Here is a 20565-nt window from a genome sequence, read left to right as displayed (position 1 = left end):
TTTGCTGAAGCGCGGCCAGCTGGCCACGACTCGGTACCCGAATTTCTTGACGACCATAGAGCATTGGAACCACCTGATCCCATCCCGAACTCAGCAGTGAAACGATGCATCGCCGATGGTAGTGTGGGGTTTCCCCATGTGAGAGTAGGTCATCGTCAAGATTAAATTCCGAAACCCCTATCTGCGTATGCAGGTAGGGGTTTTGTTTTGGCCGCAGGAAAGTTGTGGTCCATGCATTGGCTAGCGCGTTACATAGCAGGATAGTCTCAGCCGACGACCTTATTGATTGATACGGACTCAAGTAGGCGCTGGTTTTTGGTATGGTGCAGCTCGTTTTCAAGCGGACTGATTCAAGGCTAAGGACTGCCGACATCTATAGTCAAAGAGCTGCAACAGAAATGCCTGAAGCCATTCCCATCAAAGATCATGAAACAGAGTCGCGCCTAGTTAACAAAAGGCTGATGGCATGCGCTCTGTTTGTCGTCGCCATCACTTGCGTTCTGATAGTGCGCATGTACTTCCTGGAAGTGATTGAGTACGACTACCACTCGACCATTTCCGAAAACAACCGTGTTCATGTCCTGCCAATCCCGCCGACTAGAGGTCTGATATACGATCGCAACGGGGTAGTACTGGCGGATAATCGGCCCAGCTACAACCTGACGATCACCCGCGAGCGCGCATCAGATGTCAATGCAGAGCTCGACGAGGTCATCAATCTTCTGCACCTGCCGACTGAAAATCGAGAGCTTTTTGATAAAGCGATGAAGCAGACCCGTCACCCCTTTGTGCCGGTAACCTTGTTTTATGAACTCAACGAACAGCAAATTGCGGTACTCGCGGTGAACCAGTTCCGCCTGCCTGGTATCGATGTCGAGCCACAATTTGTCCGCAACTATCCAATGGGTGCCCACTTCGCGCATTCGATTGGTTACGTCGGACGTATCAACGAAAAAGAAACCAGGGAACTCGATACAGTCGAGTACCGCGGGACTCAGTCGATTGGCAAAACCGGTATCGAAAAATTTTACGAATCAGCGCTGCACGGCCATGTCGGATACGAAGAAGTTGAAACCAACGCTCAGGGTCGCGTGCTCAGAGTCCTTAAACACACCGATCCCATTCCAGGCAAAAACATAGTCCTTAGCCTCGACGTCAAGCTGCAAGAGGCCGCAGAGGAGGCATTGGGTGATCGCCGGGGTTCCGTTGTAGCGCTCGACCCGTCGACCGGTGAAGTGTTGGCCATGGTCAGCAAGCCCAGCTTTGACCCAAACCTGTTTGTCACCGGTATCAGCTTCAAGGAATACGCGGCGTTACGGGATTCAATAGACCGCCCACTTTTCAATCGTGTTCTCCGAGGCTTATACGCACCCGGTTCGACCATCAAGCCAGAAGTTGCGATCGCCGGCCTTGACGCAGGTGTAGTCACTCCGCAGACCAGAGTCTTCGACCCCGGCTACTATCAGCTTCCAGACTTCGACCACAAATACCGTAACTGGAACCACAGCGGAGACGGCTGGGTAGATATGGATGCAGCAATCATGCGCTCCAACGATACCTATTTTTATGACTTGGCTCACAAGCTCGGCATTGACCGCCTGCACGATTACATGGCGATGTTCGGCCTCGGTGAGAAAGTCTCGCTCGACATGTTCGAAGAATCGGCCGGCCTGATGCCGTCCCAGGCCTGGAAGCGTGCTACTCGCCGCCAGCCCTGGTTCCCAGGAGAAACGGTGATCCTGGGCATCGGTCAGGGCTACATGCAGGTCACACCACTGCAATTGGCCCAGGCCACTGCGCTGATCGCAAACAAGGGCGTCTGGAACCGGCCGCATTTGGCCAGAACAGTGAATGGTGTGGCGCCCGTGGACGAGCACCCGGTGCCAGATATTCTGTTGAAAGACCCCCGCGACTGGGGGCAGGTCAACCACGGTATGCAGATGGTCATGCATGATGCTCGCGGGATTGCCCGTGCGGCTGCCGCAGGTGCTCAGTACCGCATTGCGGGTAAAAGTGGCACCGCGCAAGTAGTGGCGATCAAGCAGGGTGAGCGTTATAACCGCGCGAAAACCCTGGAGCGTAACCGCGACAATGCGTTATTCGTCGGCTTTGCTCCAGCCGAGCATCCTAAAATTGTCATTTCGGTAATGATTGAAAACGGTGAAGCGGGTGGTCGGGTGGCGGGGCCGGTGGTCCGGCAGATTATGGATGCCTGGTTGCTGGATCATGACGGCCATCTGAAAGCGCGATACGCCACGCCCGGCAAGAAACCAGGCGATCCTCACGTATGACTATGTGTAGCAGGTTTACGTAAGCACTGGCCCAAGACCGCTCTCACTGGAGACTACCGTGAGAGCACTCGTGCCGGCTTCAATAAAGGGAAACCTCAAATCCCCGGTACCGGGCAGCTCATATCACCCTCCGGGCATTTCAGGTAACCCTTGAATGTTTCCACCCGCGCTTTCGTCAGGTCAGTAAGGCAATTACTGTAGATCAGCGGATACACACTGCCGCCCGCCACGCCTGAGGCTGAGAATCTGCACTCGGCATCGCGAAACGCAATCCACGAGCGCTGTGCGCCAACTAACAGCTTCTTGCTATCCGGACTGCCCTTCAAACGCGCCGTGATTTGCTGATAAAGCGCATTCAGTTCCTTGTCTGCTGCCTTGTTCTGCTGGACCGCGCATTGATTCATGGACGATTGATCGGTCGCGTTGTCGCACTCTGCAGCCGAGGCCAGGGTTGTGAACAGCAAGGGCGTCAAAGCCCAAAGGAAGCGTGCTTGCATGGGATTCTCGCTGTGACATGAAATTGAGATGCAGTGTAGCGAACCGCAATCCATTTGTTGCATTGCTGCCTGGCGCAGGGCCAGAACTTATAGATGTAAATGCAGCCGAATATTGCAGGACGGTTGAATGTAAGGCCAGTTGTACAACTTTAAGGTTGGTCTTGTGGTCTTACAGGCCTACTGTTCATTACAGGAGGTGAGCTATGAATCCCGCATCAGATCGAATCGAAAGAAAGATCCTGCTCAAAGCGCAGCGCTCGCACGTCTGGCGTGTGCTGGCCAATGCCGAAGCGTTTGGGCAGTGGTTTGGCGTGGCGCTGGAGGGCAAGCGCTTCGTTGCCGGTGACTGGACTCAGGGCCAGATCACTTACCCAGGTTACGAGCATCTGCTGTGGAATGTGTTGGTGGAGCGGGTCGAGCCCGAGCGGGTGTTTTCATTTCGCTGGCACCCCTACGCGGTCGAGCCGGATATCGATTACACCCAGGAGCCGACCACGCTGGTCAAATTCGAGCTCGAAGACCTCGAAGATGGCACCCTGCTGAAGGTCACCGAGTCTGGTTTTGACCACATACCCCAAACCCGTCGCCTCAAGGCTTTCCGTATGGACAGCCGCGGTTGGGATGAACAAATGGGCAACATCGAAAAATTCGTTAACGAAACCACTAATGCAGAGAAGGTATAGCGAATGTCTTACACGCGATGGTAGCGATGTCGTCTATGCCAGATTGGATCCGATGCGTATTCTGACCACATCAACTGAAGCACAGGAAGCGCTTCAGGATCATGGATGATCGACCATCAGCAAGGATTCGCTATCGACAGGGAGTCGACAATGGTCTTGGAAAAACCCGCCTCTGGCGGGTTTTTTTTCGCCTGTCGAAAACTCGACATTCGGGTGTTTGATCTACGGGCGCCACGATTTCAGTGCCGCTGCCACCCGCTCGGTAATCTGCGTTCGCTGCATCAACGACTGTGCCGAGCGCCGATTGGCCTCCTGCAATACATGGGCGGGAGCCGTCCTGGGGGTGCCTGAGTCAAAAGGTGGCGCCGGTGCGTACTCGAGCTGTAGCTGCACCAGTTGTGCGGTGTCCTTATCGAACAGTTCAGCGGCCAGCGTCAGAGCGAAATCGATCCCGGCGGTGATCCCGCCTCCTGTCAGTAAATTACCGTCACGCACCACTCGCTCCATCACTGGAATTGCTCCCAGCGGCGCGAGCAACTGATGGTAGGCCCAGTGGGTGGTGGCCCGTTTGCCCTTGAGCAGCCCTGCTGCACCGAGCACCAGCGCACCGGTGCAGACGGACGTGACGTAGCGCGCGCCCGCCGCCTGCATCTTGATGAAGTCGAGCGTCTCCTCATCCTCCATCAACGCACCGACGCCGCTACCGCCCGGCACGCAGATCACATCCAGCCGGGGGCAATCGGCGAACGTAGTGGTGGGTTTCAGCATAAGGCCGGTGCTGGCCGTGACCGGCATCAGGTCTCTCCAGATCAGATGCACCTTCACATCCGGTAATGAAGCCAGCACATCGAAGGGCCCTGTCAGATCCAGTTGCTGCACCTGGGGGAATAGTAGAAAACCGATCTGCAAGGTCATGGTGTATTTCTCAGGAGGCGGGTGGACGACCTCACCTTAGCGTCGTAGGATCTGGCGCATACGCCAATTACCCCACGAATCACGCCAATTATGCCCAGGATTATTCACATGCTCGCCTTTGCGAATGTGCAGTTGCTCGATGTCACCGGGCCCTTGCAGGTATTCGCCTCTGCCAACGACATTGCCGGCCACAAGGGCTTGCCTCCGCCGTACGCGCCCACGGTGATCGCTGCGGGTGGCGGGGCGGTGCTGTCTTCGGCAGGTCTGGCGGTATTGGCTGAGCCACTGCCAGCGCAGGGCAGTGACACAGTGATCGTGGCGGGAGGCTGGGGCGTTTACTCGGCAGCGGAAGATGAGGCGCTGGTAAAGTGGCTGCGCGAGCATGCGAAGGGTTGTCGGCGGGTTGCCTCGGTCTGCACCGGCGCGTTTCTGCTGGCGGCCAGTGGCTGGCTTGACGGGCGACGTGTGGTAACGCACTGGACGCGCTGCGAACAGCTGGCGCGGCAGCACCCGCAGTTGCGGGTAGAGCCCGATCCTATCTTCATTAACGACGGGCCGGTGTGGACTTCCGCCGGGGTCACTGCGGGCATCGACCTGGCGCTGGCCATGGTCGAAGAAGACTTAGGCCGCGCGATGGCCCTGGAAGTCGCGCAGCAGTTGGTGGTTTTCCTCAAACGTCCCGGCGGCCAGGCGCAATTCAGTGTGACCCTGTCTTTGCAAAAGCAGGGCAACCGCTTCGATGACCTGCATGCCTGGATCAGCGAAAACCTCACCATGGACCTGGGCATCTCGACCCTGGCCGAGCAGGTGGGCATGAGCGAGCGCAGCTTCGTCCGTCACTACCGCGCAGACACCGGCCAAACCCCGGCGCGAGCGATCGAACTTATCCGGGTCGAGACCGCGCGGCGTTTGCTCAGCGACACCTCTGCTGCAATCAAACGCGTAGCGATGCAGTGCGGGTTCGGCAGCGAAGAAACCTTGCGGCGCAGTTTTGTGCGCTCCATGGGCGTGACGCCGCAAGCCTACCGCGAGCGATTTTCTATCACTGCTGCAGCAGATCCAGCAGCGCTTTGACGGTCGCTTCGGGCGCTTCTTCAGGGATGTTATGCCCTACGCCCGGTAGCACGCGGCGCTCGTAGGGGCCGCTGAAATGCTCGATGTCCTCATCGATTTCCTCTGCCGGGCCCACACCATCATCCGCGCCACACAGCGAGATAGTTGGTACGCTGATCATCGGTTGGTTCGTCAGCGCTTCCTCGAGCCAATCCAGTGCGGGATCGCCGGGCGCGTACATGAAGCGGTGACGATAGGAATGAATCACCACCTCGACGAAGTCTGCGTTTTCGAAAGCGGGAGCGCTGAGCGAATAGAGCTCCGGACCATCGGCCCAGGTCGGCGACCACAGTTTCCACAGCAGCTCACACAGACTCCGGCGATTCTCGGTCAGGCCTTGGACGCCGCGCGGCGTATGGAAATAATATTGGTACCACAAGCGATGTTCGGTTTTCGGATCGAGCGGCTGGCTCGATTCAGGAATGTCCTGCAGGTTGTAACCATCCCCGGTGACCAGGCACCTGACCCGCTCCGGCCACAGCGCAGCCACAATGCATGCTGCCCGACCGCCCCAATCGTAGCCGCATAAAGCGGCTTTCTGAATGCCGAGAGCGTCCATCAGATCCAGCAGATCCTGAGCCAGTGCCGCTTGCTGACCGGAGCGCATTGTCTCGCAATGGTTGAAACGAGTCGGCCCATAGCCGCGCAGGTACGGCACGATGACACGGTAACCCCGTGCGGCGAGCGGCGGGGCGACTTCATCAAAGCCGCGAGGGGAATACGGAAAACCGTGAAGCAAAATCACCGGATCGCCGGACCTTGGGCCGTGCTCCTCGTAAGCGATTTGCAGCGTCGGAGTCAGGGTATAGTGGACCAGCAAGTCGTCGTTCATGGATCACTCCCGTGGCTGCAAACCGGTCTCAAGGCTGCCAGTAATTCTTCTCGCCACTCAACTTCCGGTCGAGAAAACTCGCGGCGCTGATCAGCGCCAGGTGCGTGAGTGCCTGCGGCGTATTGCCCAGGTGCCGAGCGTGGCTGTCGAGTTCCTCGGCATACAAACCCAGCGGGTTTGCATAGCGCAGCAGTTGTTCAAATTCGAGATGCGCTTTTTCCACCTGCCCAGCGCGGGCCAGACATTCCACGTACCAGAACGAGCAGGCCGCAAAAGCGCCTTCGGTGCCGGCGAGCCCGTCGATACCGGCATCTTCGTTGCGGTAGCGATAGACCATGCCATCACGCACCAGGGTTTTTTCGATCGCCGCCAGCGTCGAGAGCCAGCGTGGATCCTTGGCACTGACGAAGCGCACCAGCGGCATCAGCAACATCGAACCGTCCAGCGCGGTACCGCCGATGTGCTGCACAAAATGCCCGCGCTCCTCGTCCCAGAAGTTTTCCCAGATGTCGGCGTAGATGGCCTGACGGGTTTCATCCCAACGCGCGAAAGGGGCGGGCAGGGAGCGTTTGGAGGCCAAGCGAATCGCGCGATCCAGTGCCACCCAGCACATCAGTCGCGAGTGCAGAAAGTGATGCTGCTCGCCGCGCATTTCCCAGATGCCGACGTCCTTTTGCTCCCAGGTGCGGCAGACTTCGTCGACCACTTCCACGGCATGCTTCCAGCCTTCGTGGGAGATGGCGTCGCCGTATTTATTGACCAGATACACCGCGTCCATCAGTTCGCCGAAGATATCCAGCTGGACCTGATCATAGGCGCCATTGCCGATGCGCACCGGCGTCGCCCCGCCATGTCCAGCGAAGTGCGAAAGCTCGGTTTCCGGAAGCTTCTGGCGCCCGTCGACGGCGTACAGAATGTTCAGCTTTACCGGTTTGCCCTGGCAGTCGCTGACCCGACCGCGCAACCAGCGCATGTAATCGTTGGCTTCCTGAACGAAGCCCAGACGCATGAATGCGTAAACCGTGAACGACGCATCGCGGATCCAGGTGTAGCGGTAATCCCAATTGCGTTCACCGCCCGGTGTTTCCGGCAAACCGAACGTTGCCGCCGCGAGGATCGCCCCGTGTTTTCGCGAGGTCAGCAGCTTCAGGGCGAGCGCCGAGCGGTTGACCATTTCCCGCCAACGCCCGCGATAGTTGGACTGCCCGGACCAGTCACGCCAGAACTTCAACGTGCGCTCCATGCACAGCGCAGCGGCGCCCTCCTGGAAGCGTGGGTCATCGATACCGCCGAGCAGGAATTGCGCGGTCTGGTCCTGGCTCAGGCTGAATTGCGCGACGGCGGAATTGGCGTCGACGGACAGCTTCTGATCGGACTTCAAGCGCAAAGAGGGTTGGCCGGCAGCCTCGAACACGACGTCTTCGGCATCCGCCCGTGTGCGGGTGTCGGCGCGCGCATAGTCAAGGCGCACGGCGCAGCGCATATTAAACGTCGCTCGACCACTGACCACGCGAACCTTGCGCATCAGCACCGGCAGGTCATCTTCACTGTCGCCAATCGGCAGGAGGTCGGTGACCTCGACCACCGCGTGCGCACTCAACCAACGGGTTTGCAGGACATTGGTGTCGGGTAGGTAAATCTGCTCGCGACGGGCGTCGGGCAGGTCGGGAGCCAACTGGAAAATCCCCGCTTCCGGCGTGTCCAGTAGCGAGCAGAAGATCGACGGGCTATCGAATTCCGGCCAGCAGAAAAAATCCACACTGCCTTTATCGTTGACCAGTGCGGCGCTGCGCATGTCGCCGATGATGCCGTGGGCGGCGATGGCGCTTTGTCGTTCCGTAAGATGATCAGCCATTGCCGCGAAACTCCGGATAGAGGCTCATGCCGCCGTCGATGAACAGGGTAGTGCCGACGATGTAATCGGAAGCATCCGAGGCGAGAAAAACCGCCGCGTTAGCGACATCCTCGACGTCGCCGACCCGGCCGTAAGGAATGAGTTTGAGCAAGTCTTGCTCGTCGACATCGCGATTGATCGCCGTGCGAATCGCCCCCGGTGCAATGCCATTAATGCGGATGCGCTGGTGGCTGACTTCCTGAGCAAGGGTCTGCATCAGTAAGTCCACGCCACCCTTGGAGGCCGCGTAGTTGACGTGCCCGGCCCAGGGAATGCGCTGGTGCACCGAGCTCATGTGGATGATTTTTCCGGCGGCGCGGGACACCCCTTCGCGAACGCCTTGCTGATTGAAAATGCGCAGGGCTGCGCGGGCGCAGAGGAACTGGCCGGTGAGGTTGACGTTGATCACCGCATTCCAGTCGGCAAGCGTCATGTCGAGGGCCGGGGCGTCTTTCTGCAGGCCGGAATTGGCCACCAGAATGTCCAGCGAACCGAACGTCTCAAGGGTCTGCGCGAACAGTCTGTCGACGTCTTCTTCTTTGGAGACGTCGGCACCGATGGCGATGGCGCGACCGCCGTTGGCGTTAATCTGCCGGGCCAATTCTTCGGCGGGCGCGGCCTGGGAATGGTAGTTGATCACCACGGCGGCGCCGGCGGCGGCAAGCGCTTTGGCGACACCGGCGCCGATGCCGGAACTGGCGCCGGTGATCAGCGCAACTTGTTGCTCGAGGGAAATCTGCATGGGCGATCTGCGCCTTCAAGTTGGGGCCTTATCAGCTGACCGGTTGATGCTGTGCAGAGTTCACTTGGCATCGACGCCGGCCTTTTCACATTCAACCAACATTTCGACCCTTCCCCGACCCTCTGCCTTATGGCAACGTGCAGACCCCTGACAAGACCTGCATATCATGGCCAACCCTTACCGCGAATTATTCAAAGCGCCCGGCAGTGGCTCGTTCGTGCTGGCCGGCATGATCGCGCGCATGCCGATTTCGATGACCGGCATCGGCCTGATCACCATGCTTGCGCAGTTGCAGGGTGGTTATGGCCTGGCGGGAGCGGTGGCAGCGACCTTTGCTTTGGCGACTGCCTTCTGCGCGCCACAGGTTTCCCGTCTGGTCGACCGCTTCGGCCAGCGGCGGATCCTGCCGGTGGCAGCGCTGATCGGTGGCGGGGCGTTGTTGATGGTGCTGGTTTGCACGCGCCTGCAAGCGCCGCACTGGACCTTGTTCGTGTTCGCTGCGCTGGCCGGTTGCATGCCCAGCATGTCGGCGATGGTGCGGGCACGCTGGACCGAGATCTATCGCGGCCAGCCACAATTGCAGACGGCCTATGCGCTGGAATCGGTGCTCGACGAAGTGTGCTTTATCGTCGGGCCGCCGCTTTCGGTGGGCTTGTGCGTGGTGGTTTTTCCCGAGGCCGGGCCGTTGGCTGCCTTGTTGATGCTGGCGATCGGGGTTACCGCGTTCGTCCTGCAGCGTAATACCGAACCAGCGATTCATCCCCACGAAGAACACCATCAGGGCTCGATCATCCGCTCCAGCGAGATTCAGTTGCTGATGGCGGCGATGGTTGCCCTGGGCACCATCGTTGGCGTGATCGACGTGGTCAGCGTGGCCTTCGCCCAGCATCAGGGCCAGCCGGCGGCGGCGAGCATTGTGCTGTCGGTGTACGCGGTCGGTTCATGCCTGGCGGGGCTCGCGTTCGGCGCGCTGCGCTCGAAAGTGCCGCTGCCGCGATTGTTCCTTTACGGCGGCGTTGCCACGGCGATCACGACATTGCCGTTACTGCTGGCGAGCAATATTTTCGGACTATCGATGGCCGTGTTTGTCGCCGGTCTGTTCTTTGCGCCAACGCTGATTGTGGCGATGGCGCTGGTCGAGCAGATCGTGCCGCCTGCGAAACTCACGGAGGGCCTGACCTGGCTGGTGACCGGGTTGAGTATCGGCGTGGCGGTCGGCGCGGCCAGCTCCGGCTGGCTGGTGGATGCCTTCGGTGCGCCCAGCGGTTTCTGGGTGGCGATTGCGGCGGGGCTAGTAATACTGGTCTCGGCGATTCAGAGCTATCGCCATTTCAAATGATGATCTGCCTGTGGGAAGCTCGCTCGCGATCGCGGCGTGTCGTGCAGCTTTGATGCAAGCTGACACTCGGCCATTGCAAGCTTCCCTTGCAACCTAGAACCTCCCACAAGGTCCTGCGTAGACTAATTCCGCGGCTCGCTCATCCGTTCTCTTAGCAGACAACTTTTCGAGGTGAGCCCGGTGACCCAGCTGACATTGCTGTGCCTGCCCTATTCCGGCGCCAGCGCAATGGTTTACAGCCGTTGGCGGCGCAAAGTGCCTCAGTGGCTTGACGTACAGCCTGTCGAACTGCCGGGGCGCGGGGCTCGCTTCGATCAGCCGTTGCACACGGACATGCGTGCGCTGGCGATGCAGCTGGCGCAAGAGCTGAAGCCGCAGATAGAAGCGCCCTATGCGCTGTTCGGGCACAGCCTCGGTGCCTTGCTCGCGTGCGAGTTGGCCCATGCCTTTCGTGCGCTCGGCTGTCCGGAACCGGCCGCGTTGTTCGCCTCGGGCACTGCGGCGCCGACCATGCGTGCCGATTATGACCGCGGTTTTGCCGAACCGAAAACCGATGCACAACTGATCGAGCAGCTGCGCACGCTCAACGGCACCCGTGAAGAGGTGCTGGCCAACGAAGAATTGATGAGCCTGACCCTGCCGATCCTGCGCGCGGATTTTCTTTTGTGCGGGCGGTTTCAACCCGTGCAGCGACCGCTGCTCAACTGCCCGGTGCACGTGCTCGGCGGCAAGGCCGACAAGGCCACCACCGAGCAGTTGATCGGCTGGAGCAGGGAAACCCACGGCAGTTTTTCCCTGGACATGCTGGCCGGAGGGCACTTCTTCATTCATGAGCACGAAGCCAAAGTGCTGCGGGTCATCAAGGATCAGCTTGAAGTGCATCATCGCCGGCATGCCATGGTTGCCCCTGCCTGACACGACACGTGCTTAACCCTGTGGGAGCGAGCCTGCTCGCGATAGCGGTGTGCCATTCAGCAAGGATGTTGACTGACATACCGCTATCGCGAGCAGGCTCGCTCCCACAGGTTTCTCGACACCTGAAAAGCCGCGTATTACCCCTTCTCTGATACATATTCTCATTCGCTAATTTTTCCGGCCTGCATTCGTTTTATAGGGACGACATGCCTTTGTGCTTTCTGCCTACTGAAACCGGATGCTAAGAAATGAATGCTGAAGACTCCTTGAAACTTGCTCGCCGGTTTATCGGGTTGCCCCTGGAAAAGCGCCAGATGTTCCTTGCGGCCTTGCACAAGGAGGGCGTGGATTTCGCCCGTTTTCCGATACCTCAAGGCGTCGAAGCCGAGGATCGTCAGGCGCTGTCCTACGCGCAGCAACGCATGTGGTTTCTGTGGCAGCTGGACCCGCACAGTGGCGCCTACAACTTGCCCGGTGCAGTGCGCCTTACTGGTCGTTTGAACCACTCGGCGCTGGAGCGGGCGTTCGCCAGCCTGGTGGCGCGTCACGAAACCTTGCGCACGGTTTTCCAGCACCAGCCTGACGAGAGTCTGCTTCAGGTTGCGGCCAGCGCGCCGCTGCAGATCGGGCAGATCGACTTCAGTGCGCTGCCGCTCGCCGAGCGTGAACACGCGGTGGCCAACGCGGCGCAACAGCAATCATTGCTGCCGTTCGATCTGGCGGTCGGGCCGCTGTTGCGGGTGCAGTTGCTCAAGCTTGCCGAGCAGGAACATGTGCTGCTACTGACCCTGCATCACATCGTCTCCGATGGCTGGTCGATGAACGTGCTGATCGACGAATTCATCCACTGCTATGACGCTCACGATGCCGGGCAGGAACCGCAGCTGGCCCCGTTGCCGATTCAATACAGTGACTACGCCCTGTGGCAGCGGCGCTGGCTGGAGGCCGGCGAGCAAGCGCGGCAACTCGAGTACTGGCAAGCAACGCTGGGCCAGGAGCATCCGGTGCTGGAGCTGCCCACCGATCACTCGCGTCCGGCGATGCCGAGCTATCGCGGCACGCGCTATGAATTCGGCATAGACGCCGCGCTCGCCGGGCAATTGCGCAGCACCGCCCAGCAGCACAACGTTACCTTGTTCATGGTGTTGCTCGGCGCCTTCAATGTGCTTTTGTACCGCTACACCGGGCAGACCGACATCCGCGTCGGCGTGCCGATTGCCAATCGCAATCGCGGCGAAACCGAAGGCCTGATCGGCTTCTTCGTCAACACTCAAGTACTGCGCACGCAACTCGACGGTCAGACCCGCGTGGCTGATCTGCTCGGCGCCATCAAGGAAACGGCGCTCGGTGCCCAGTCGCACCAGGACTTGCCGTTCGAGCGTCTGGTCGAAGCGCTGAAACTCGAACGCAGCCTCAGCCACACGCCGCTGTTCCAGGTGATGTACAACCACCAGCCGCAGGTGGCCGACATTTCCACGGTCACCACCGCATCCGGGCTGCAGCTGGGCGCGATCGAGTGGGAAGGGCGCACCACGCAGTTTGATCTGACGCTGGACACCTACGAAAAGGCTGGCACGTTGCACGCCGCGCTGACGTACGCCAACGACCTGTTCGATGCGTCGACCATCGCGCGCATGGCGCAGCACTGGACGCGCCTGTTGCATGGGATGGCAAGCGATTCGCAGCAACGCATCAGTGAGCTGCCGCTGCTCGAAGCGGCCGAGTATCAGCGCATCGTGCGTGACTGGAATCGTGCCGACGATGGTTTCGCGTACGACCTGTGCATTCATGAATTGATCAGCCAGCAAGTCGCCACCCGCCCGAACGCGTTGGCGGTGACCTTCGCCACTAAACAACTGACGTACGCCGGGCTGGATATTCAGGCCAATCGCCTCGCCCACAAGCTGGTCGAACTGGGCGTGGGCCCGGAGGTGCGGATCGGTGTGGCGATGGAGCGTTCCGATGCGATGCTGGTGGCGTTGCTGGCCGTGCTCAAGGCCGGTGGCGCCTACGTGCCGCTGGACCCGGATTACCCGGCTGAACGCATTGCGTACATGCTGGAAGACAGCCGCGCCCTGGTATTGCTGACGCAGCAGGCTGTCGCCGCGACATTGACTGTTGGAGTCGGCACGCAAGTCTTGCTGATGGACGATATCGAATCGGTGCTGGCGCCTTACCCAACCAGCGCACCGGTCACCCGCGTCACGCCGGACAACCTCGCCTACGTGATTTACACCTCTGGCTCCACCGGCAAACCCAAAGGTGTGGCCATCGCCCATCGCAACGTGCTGGCGCTGATCGACTGGTCGAAATCGGTCTACCGTGGCGAGGACATTCAAGGCGTACTGGCCTCAACTTCGGTCTGCTTCGATTTGTCCGTATGGGAGCTGTTTGTGACACTGGCCAACGGCGGCTCGGTGATCATCGCCCGCAATGCCCTGGAATTGCCGCAGTTGCCGGCCCGGGATCAGGTGCGCCTGATCAACACCGTGCCGTCGGCCATCAACGCATTGCTGCGTGACGGGCAGATCCCGTCGGGCGTGCGCATCATCAACCTCGCTGGCGAGCCGCTGAAGCAGAGCCTGGTGGAGGCGTTGTATCAGCATTCATCCGTCGAGCACGTCTACGATTTGTACGGTCCATCCGAAGACACCACCTATTCAACCTGGACCCGCCGCGAGGTCAATGGCCGCGCTAACATCGGCCGCCCGCTCAAGCACACCGCCAGTTATGTGCTGGATGCCGACCTGCAACCGGTGCCCCAAGGCGTGGCCGCGGAGCTGTACCTGGCGGGCGCGGGCATCACCCGCGGGTACCTCGCACGCCCGGGCATGACCGCTGAAAAATACCTCCCGAACCCGTTTGCCGGCAACGGCGAACGCCTGTACCGCACCGGTGACCTGACCCGCTATCAAGCCGACGGCTCACTGCAATACGTCGGGCGCATCGACCATCAGGTCAAGGTCCGCGGCTTTCGGATCGAGCTGGGTGAAATCGAAGCGCGCCTTTTGCAGCAAGAGGCCGTGCGCGAGCTGGCGGTGTTGGCGCAGGACGGCGCCAATGGGCAGCAGTTGGTCGCGTACATCGTGCCGACCGACCCAGCGTTGGTCGATGACAGCGGGGCGCAAGCTATCCTGCGCGAATTCCTGAAAGCGGCGCTGCATCAGCATCTGCCGGACTACATGGTCCCGGCGTTCCTGTTATTCCTTGCACACTTGCCGTTGACACCCAACGGCAAACTGGATCGCAGGGCCTTGCCGCCGATTGACGGTTCGCAGCAACAGCGTGAACACGTTGCACCGCGCACGGCCATGGAAAAAGCCCTCGCTGCCATCTGGCAAGACGTGCTGGCCCTCGACAACGTCGGTCTGGATGACAACTACTTCGAACTGGGCGGTGATTCTATCGTCGCAATGCAAGTGGTCAGCCGAGCGCGTCAGGCCGGGATCGTCCTGAGCCCCAAGGATCTGTTCCAGCACCAGGTCATCCGCAGTCTGGCCCAGGCTGCCCGTAGTGATGATCAGTCGTTGATCGATCAAGGTCCGGCGAGCGGCGCGGTGGCATTGGCGCCAGTGCAACAGTGGTTTTTTCAACAGGCGATCCCCGAGCGTCAGCACTGGAACCAGTCGCTGCTGCTGGTGCCGCGTGAGGCATTGAACGTCGAGGCGCTGGACCGCGCGTTCGAGCAATTGCTGACCCTTCACGACAGCTTGCGCCTGCGCTATGAAGAGACTGCCGAAGGCTGGCAGCAAACCTACGCGGCGCCCACCACGCACTCGGTGTTGTGGCAGCGTCAGGCCCAGTCGGTCGAAGCGCTCAATGCTTTGTGCGACGAAGCCCAACGCAGCCTCGATCTGCAAAGTGGATCGTTGGTCCGGGCACTGCTGGTGGCAATGGCCGATGGCACCCAGCGTTTGCTGTTGGTTATCCATCACCTGGTGGTGGACGGCGTTTCCTGGCGTGTACTGCTGGAAGATCTGCAACAGTTCTACAACGGCACCATGGAGATGGCAAAAACCAGCACTTATCAACACTGGGTCACTCGTCTGCAAGATCATCTTCCAGCCTTCGAAAAAAGCCTGGGCCACTGGCAAACCCAACTGCGCGACGCTCCGAATGATTTGCCCTGCGACCGTCCGAACGGTGCGCTGCAAAACCGCTTCGAGCACAAGCTCGAGATCAGGCTCGACGCCGCGCAAACCCACAAACTGTTGCAACAAGCTCCGGTGGCCTATCGCACCCAAGTCAATGATCTGCTGCTGACCGCACTGGCACGCGCGATTTGCCGCTGGAGCGGGCAGGGCAGCGCACTGATTCAGCTCGAAGGGCATGGTCGCGAAGACCTGTTCGACGACATCGATTTGACCCGCACCGTCGGTTGGTTCACCAGCCTTTTCCCGATCAACCTGATGCCGGTGAGTGACCTCGGCGCGTCAATCAAGACCATCAAGGAACAGTTGCGAGCGGTGCCCGATAAGGGGCTCGGCTTTGGGGCGTTACGTTACCTCGGCACGCCTGCAATGCGCGCCGAACTGGCTGCATTGCCGCAAGCGCGTATCACCTTCAACTATCTTGGCCAGTTCGACCGCCAGTTCGATGACGCCGCGATGTTCGTGCCGTCCAGCGAAGGCAGCGGCCAGGCCCAGGACGCCGAGGCGCCGCTGAGCAATTGGCTGACCGTCGAAGGTCAGGTCTACGGCGGTGAGTTGGCGCTGAGCTGGGGTTTCAGTCGCGAGATGTTCGACATCACGACCATCCAGCGTCTGGCTGACGATTACGCACAAGAACTGAGCGCGCTGATCGATCATTGTTGCGCCCTCGAGTTCGCCCAGGCCACGCCCTCCGACTTCCCGCTGGCGCGCATCAGCCAGACGGAACTCGACGGATTGCCGGTGGCAGTCGCCACACTCGAAAACCTTTACCCACTGTCGCCGATGCAGCAGGGCATGCTATTCCACACCCTGTACGAACCCGAAACCGGCGCCTACATCAGCCAGTTGCGCCTGGGCATTCAAGGCCTTGACCCGCAGCGTTTTGCACAGGCCTGGCAGGCTGCGCTGGAGCGCCACGAAATCCTGCGCAGCAGTTTCCACTGGCAAGGCCTCGACACCGCGCATCAGGCGATCGTCCGGCAAGTCGCGTTGCCGCTTGAAGTACTTGAGGCATCCGGCACAGACACGCTGGCCGACACCGAACGTGCCCAGGGTTTTGAACTGGGCTGCGCGCCGCTGTTTCGCCTGAAGCTGGTCCGCACCGGCACCGATGACTGGCACCTGATCTACACCAGCCACCACATTTTGATGGACGGCTGGAGCAACGCGCAGTTGCTCGCCGAAGTCATCCGGCACTACTGCGCTGGCGAGCCGCTACGGGCGCCGGCCGGGCAATACCGTGATTATCTGGGCTGGTTGCAGCAGCAGTCCGCCGTCGCCGGCGAGCAATTCTGGAGAACCGCATTGGCACCGCTGCAAGCGCCAACGCTATTGGCCGAAGCCTTGCGACCACCTGTGGGGGCCGAGGGTAGCGAGCAACACCGTGTCGCCCTGACCAGCCGCGTAACCCAGCGTCTTGGCGAATTTGCCCGTCAACAGAAAGTGACCCTCAACACTTTGATGCAAGCCGCCTGGAGCCTGTTGCTGCACCGCTACACTGGCCAGGATTGCGTGGTGTTCGGAGCCACTGTGGCGGGTCGTTCTGCACCGTTGCCGGGGATCGAAGAGCAACTCGGGCTGTTCATCAACACGCTGCCGCTGATTTGCACGATGCAGCCCGACTGCACGGTCAGCCAATGGCTGGCCAAGTTGCAAGGGTTGAACCTGGCCATGCGCGAGTTCGAGCACGTACCGCTTTACGACATTCAGGGCTGGGCAGGGCAGCAGGGTTCGACGCTGTTTGACAGCCTGCTGGTGTTCGAAAATTTCCCGGTGGCCGAAGCGTTGAAACAGGGCGCCCCGGCCGGGTTATCGTTCTCCAACCTTCACAACCACGAACGCACCCACTATCCGTTGACGTTGGGCATCGAACTGGGCGAAGGCCTGAGCCTGGACTTCAGCTACGACGCGGCGCGATTCAGTGCGGCTCAGGTCGCTGAGTTGTCGATGAATTTGCAGCACCTGCTGATGCAGCTGGTGGCGCAGCCGGACGCCGCCCTGGGCACGCTGGAACTGCTCGATGCCGACAGTAAATTCGCGCTGCTTGCGATCTGCCAACCGCCGACGATCGAGTTATCCACAGCACTTCTGGTGCACGAACAAATTGCCGCCCAGGCTGCCGCGACCCCACAGGCGCCGGCGTTGCGGGTTGATGGTCAGTCCCTGAGCTACGCGCAGCTGAACAGCCAGGCCAACCGCATGGCCCATCGTCTGATTGCCCACGGTGCCGGGCCGGGCAAGCGTGTCGGTCTGGCGCTGCAGCGTGGCCCCCAGCTGATTATCAGCCTGCTGGCGGTCCTTAAAAGTGGCGCAGCGTATGTTCCTCTTGATCCGACCTACCCGATCGAACGCCTGACCTACATGACCGATGACAGCCGTCTCGACGTGCTGCTGTGCGAATCCGGCCTGCTGGAAGAGGTACGAGGCGTGCTACGGCTGAGCTTCGACGACAGCGCCGGCTACTGCGAGACCAATCCGCCAAACCACGCGGTCGCCGACGATCTGGCCTACATCATCTACACCTCCGGCTCCACCGGACAACCCAAAGGCGTGGCCATCGCCCACGCCGCGTTGCGCGAGTTCTGCCGGAGCGCCGCCGACTATTCGCTGCTGTCAGCGGCGGACCGCGTACTGCAGTTCGCGACTTTCAGCTTCGACGGTTTCGTCGAACAGTGCTTCCCGGCGCTGTGCGTCGGCGCGGCGCTGATCATGCGCGGCGATGACATGTGGGACACCGGTCGGCTCGCCGCTGAAATCGTTCAGAACGGCGTAACCGTCGCGGACTTGCCGGCCGCTTACTGGTATTTGCTGGCCCGGGAATGCGCAATCGGTGGGGTTAGCGGTCTCGGTGCTCTGCGCCAGGTTCACGTCGGCGGCGAGGCGATGTCGGTTGAAGGGTTGCGCATGTGGCATCAGGCCGGATTGAGCCAGGTGCGACTGCTCAACACCTACGGTCCTACCGAGGCGACTGTGGTGTCCAGCGTGCATCAGTGCCGCCTCGACGACGCCAGCGATGCGCACGGTATTCCGATCGGTCGCGCCATCGCTGGCCGCGCGCTGTACGTGCTGGACCCGGCGGGTCAATTGTTGCCTTCCGGCGGTGTCGGCGAACTGTGTATTGGCGCGCCGGCCGGCCTCGCTCAGAGCTACTGCGATCGCCCCGCGCTGACCGCCGAACGTTTCCTGCCGGACCCGTTTGCCCAGGAGCCAGGTGCACGTTTGTACCGCAGCGGTGATTTGGCGCGTTACAACGCCGAAGGACATCTGGAATACGTCGGCCGTATCGACCATCAGGTGAAAATTCGCGGTTTGCGCATCGAAACGGGCGAGATCGAAGCCTGCCTGCAGGCCCATGCAAGTGTGCGCGAGGCGGCGGTCATCGCGCAGGACGGTACGCAACTGGTGGCATACATCGTGGCCAGCGGCGTGGTGGATTGCGAGACAGACTATCTGCAAGGCCTCAAAGCCGGCTTGCGTCAGTCGCTGCCGGAATACATGGTGCCCAACCACCTGATCCTGTTGCCGAACCTGCCGCTCAACAACAACGGCAAACTGGATCGCCGGGCCTTGCCGCGCGCCGAAGCCAGCGGTGCCCAGCGTGACTTCGTGGCCCCGGCCGAAGGGCTGGAAACGCAATTGGCACTGATCTGGCAGGAGGTGTTACAGGTCGAGAGAGTCGGCCGCAACGATAACTTCTTCGAGCTGGGAGGCCACTCGTTGCTGGTGTTGCAAGTGATTTCGCGGGTGCGTCAGCAGTTGCAGCTCGAACTGTCGGTGAGCAGCCTGTTCCGTGCCGCGAACCTGGCGGAATTTGCCGAGCGAGCAACCCTGGCGGGCGTCAGCGGACAACCGGTGCTGCAACGGGCGCCGACCGCTCAGCCGCCAGTTCTGTCGTACGCTCAACAGCGCCAATGGATTCTCTGGCAGCTGGACCCGCAAAGTCCGGCCTACAACATTCCCGCCGCGTTGCGCCTCAAGGGTTCGCTGAACCGCCAAGCCCTGCGCGAGGCCTTCGCCCAGTTGCAAGCCCGCCACCAGACCCTGCGCACGACGTTCGAACAGGATGGCCAGCAGGCGCGTCCACTGCTGCACCACAATTTGGCGCTGCATGTGGAGCACCGCTCGCTCGATCAGGTGTCGGTCGCCGCGGCCGTGGCAGACGAAATTGCGCGTCCATTCGACCTGCGCAACGGTCCGCTGTGGCGCGTGTTGCTGCTGCAGGTGGACACCGACGAACACGTGCTGGTGTTGACGGTGCACCACATCGCCGCCGATGGCTGGTCGATGCAAGTCATGGTCGATGAGTTCAGCGAGCTGTATCACGCAGGCGTTGAAGATCGTTCTGCCGATTTGACTAGCCTGCCGGTGAACTACAGCGACTACGCCCGTTGGCAACGCGACTGGCTGGACGCAGGCGAGGGTGCCCGCCAACTGACCTGGTGGCGCGAGCAACTGGCCGGCCGCCAGGCGCCGCTTGAATTGCCAAGCGAACTGACTCGTCCGGCTCGTCGCACCGAACGCGGAGCCAGCCTGATGCTCAACGTGGATAGCGACTTGCTCGCCGGTTTGCGTCAATGCGCCCAAGTGCAACAGGTGACCCTGTTTATGCTGTTGTTGGCGAGTTTTCAGACCTTGTTGCATCGCCAGAGCGGCCAGTCGAACATCAGCGTCGGCGTACCCAGCGCCGGTCGTTCGCGCCTGGAAACCGAAGGCTTGATCGGCTTCTTCATCAACACTCAGGTGCTGTGCGTCGAGATTGATGGGCAGCAGCCGTTCAGTTCCTTGCTGCAGCAGGTCAAGCAGGTTGCCTTGGGGGTACAAGCGAATCAGGACTTGCCGTTCGAGCAGTTGGTCGACGCCTTGCAGCCCGACCGCAGCCTCGATCACAGCCCGTTGTTCCAGGTGCTCTACAACCACCAGCAGCAGTTGGGCGCGAGCGTCGTGCGCACGGTTGCAGGCTTGAACGTCGAGCGTCTGCACTGGCAGCAGCACACCACACAATTCGACCTGGTGCTCGACACTCAGGAGCAGGGCGAAGCACTCGACGCCAGCCTGACTTACGCCACAGACCTGTACGACGAGGCGTCGATGAAGCGCCTCGCCGAGCAGTGGCTGAATCTGCTCCACGCGGTGGTTCGCGATCCACAGCAACGGGTCGCCGAGCTGTCCCTCATCGACCGGTCACAGCAAGAG

The 20565-nt window shown here is 60.7% G+C and carries 10 protein-coding genes, 1 rRNA gene and 1 pseudogene; 7 read left to right on the top strand and 5 right to left on the bottom strand.

Annotation, left to right across the window (positions count from 1 at the left end; all coding sequences use genetic code 11):
* Positions 1-45: 45 nt before the first annotated feature.
* Positions 46-161, top strand: a 5S ribosomal RNA gene (gene rrf / locus DU29_RS0116320).
* Between the two features lie 237 nt (positions 162-398).
* Entirely contained in the window at positions 399-2291 is a 1893-nt protein-coding gene (gene mrdA / locus DU29_RS0116315; RefSeq protein ID WP_028622629.1) for a penicillin-binding protein 2, read from the top strand.
* 95 nt (positions 2292-2386) lie between these two features.
* On the opposite strand, the gene DU29_RS0116310 is transcribed toward mrdA, so the two are convergent.
* Positions 2387-2788 (bottom strand): lysozyme inhibitor LprI family protein, encoded by a 402-nt coding sequence (locus DU29_RS0116310; protein WP_028622628.1) that lies wholly within the window; start codon positions 2786-2788, stop codon positions 2387-2389.
* A gap of 203 nt (positions 2789-2991) precedes the next feature.
* Here DU29_RS0116310 and DU29_RS0116305 point away from each other — a divergent pair, with 203 nt between their 5' ends.
* Positions 2992-3471, top strand: coding sequence for an SRPBCC family protein (locus DU29_RS0116305; RefSeq protein ID WP_028622627.1), 480 nt, complete (start codon positions 2992-2994; stop codon positions 3469-3471).
* A gap of 222 nt (positions 3472-3693) precedes the next feature.
* On the opposite strand, the gene inhA is transcribed toward DU29_RS0116305, so the two are convergent.
* A complete protein-coding gene (gene inhA, locus DU29_RS0116300; protein WP_028622626.1) occupies positions 3694-4386 on the bottom strand; it encodes an isonitrile hydratase in 693 nt (230 codons plus the stop codon).
* A 90-nt stretch (positions 4387-4476) separates the two neighbouring features.
* On the opposite strand from inhA, the gene DU29_RS0116295 reads away from it, so the two are divergent.
* Positions 4477-5460 carry a GlxA family transcriptional regulator gene (locus tag DU29_RS0116295; RefSeq protein WP_028622625.1) on the top strand — a complete coding sequence of 328 codons (984 nt, stop codon included), beginning with the start codon at positions 4477-4479 and terminating at the stop codon, positions 5458-5460.
* On the opposite strand, the gene DU29_RS0116290 is transcribed toward DU29_RS0116295, so the two are convergent.
* The 3 genes from DU29_RS0116290 to DU29_RS0116280 are packed head-to-tail and all read right to left on the bottom strand — an operon-like array spanning position 5429 to position 8967.
* Positions 5429-6331: an alpha/beta fold hydrolase gene (locus DU29_RS0116290; protein ID WP_028622624.1), complete on the bottom strand. Its 903-nt coding sequence runs from the start codon at positions 6329-6331 to the stop codon at positions 5429-5431. The two genes, DU29_RS0116295 and DU29_RS0116290, sit on opposite strands and share 32 nt — an antisense overlap.
* A gap of 28 nt (positions 6332-6359) precedes the next feature.
* Positions 6360-8186 (bottom strand): glycoside hydrolase family 15 protein, encoded by a 1827-nt coding sequence (locus DU29_RS0116285; RefSeq protein ID WP_028622623.1) that lies wholly within the window; start codon positions 8184-8186, stop codon positions 6360-6362.
* Positions 8179-8967 carry a glucose 1-dehydrogenase gene (locus tag DU29_RS0116280; RefSeq protein ID WP_028622622.1) on the bottom strand — a complete coding sequence of 263 codons (789 nt, stop codon included), beginning with the start codon at positions 8965-8967 and terminating at the stop codon, positions 8179-8181. The genes DU29_RS0116285 and DU29_RS0116280 overlap by 8 nt, the downstream gene beginning before the upstream one ends.
* 166 nt (positions 8968-9133) lie before the next feature.
* On the opposite strand from DU29_RS0116280, the gene DU29_RS0116275 reads away from it, so the two are divergent.
* From DU29_RS0116275 to DU29_RS0116265, 3 genes and pseudogenes are all read left to right on the top strand, one after another.
* Positions 9134-10306: an MFS transporter gene (locus DU29_RS0116275; protein WP_028622621.1), complete on the top strand. Its 1173-nt coding sequence runs from the start codon at positions 9134-9136 to the stop codon at positions 10304-10306.
* A gap of 180 nt (positions 10307-10486) precedes the next feature.
* A complete protein-coding gene (locus tag DU29_RS0116270; RefSeq protein WP_028622620.1) occupies positions 10487-11221 on the top strand; it encodes a thioesterase II family protein in 735 nt (244 codons plus the stop codon).
* Positions 11222-11535: 314 nt separating this feature from the next.
* Positions 11536-20562, top strand: a pseudogene (locus DU29_RS0116265) (amino acid adenylation domain-containing protein); the annotation flags it as partial.
* Between the last annotated feature and the right edge of the window lie 3 nt (positions 20563-20565).

The organism is Pseudomonas sp. Ant30-3 (assembly GCF_000690905.1).
In the GTDB taxonomy this organism is placed as follows: domain Bacteria; phylum Pseudomonadota; class Gammaproteobacteria; order Pseudomonadales; family Pseudomonadaceae; genus Aquipseudomonas.
This window is presented reverse-complemented; position numbering and strand designations above follow the sequence as displayed.

What these genes read in the sequence shown, in the direction of transcription:
- DU29_RS0116310 (WP_028622628.1), bottom strand. Translation starts at nt 2,788, where the DNA reads ATGCAAGCACGCTTCCTTTGGGCTTTGACGCCCTTGCTGTTCACAACC.
- DU29_RS0116290 (WP_028622624.1), bottom strand. Translation starts at nt 6,331, where the DNA reads ATGAACGACGACTTGCTGGTCCACTATACCCTGACTCCGACGCTGCAA.
- DU29_RS0116305 (WP_028622627.1), top strand. Translation starts at nt 2,992, where the DNA reads ATGAATCCCGCATCAGATCGAATCGAAAGAAAGATCCTGCTCAAAGCG.
- mrdA (WP_028622629.1), top strand. Translation starts at nt 399, where the DNA reads ATGCCTGAAGCCATTCCCATCAAAGATCATGAAACAGAGTCGCGCCTA.
- inhA (WP_028622626.1), bottom strand. Translation starts at nt 4,386, where the DNA reads ATGACCTTGCAGATCGGTTTTCTACTATTCCCCCAGGTGCAGCAACTG.
- DU29_RS0116295 (WP_028622625.1), top strand. Translation starts at nt 4,477, where the DNA reads ATGCCCAGGATTATTCACATGCTCGCCTTTGCGAATGTGCAGTTGCTC.
- DU29_RS0116285 (WP_028622623.1), bottom strand. Translation starts at nt 8,186, where the DNA reads ATGGCTGATCATCTTACGGAACGACAAAGCGCCATCGCCGCCCACGGC.
- DU29_RS0116275 (WP_028622621.1), top strand. Translation starts at nt 9,134, where the DNA reads ATGGCCAACCCTTACCGCGAATTATTCAAAGCGCCCGGCAGTGGCTCG.
- DU29_RS0116280 (WP_028622622.1), bottom strand. Translation starts at nt 8,967, where the DNA reads ATGCAGATTTCCCTCGAGCAACAAGTTGCGCTGATCACCGGCGCCAGT.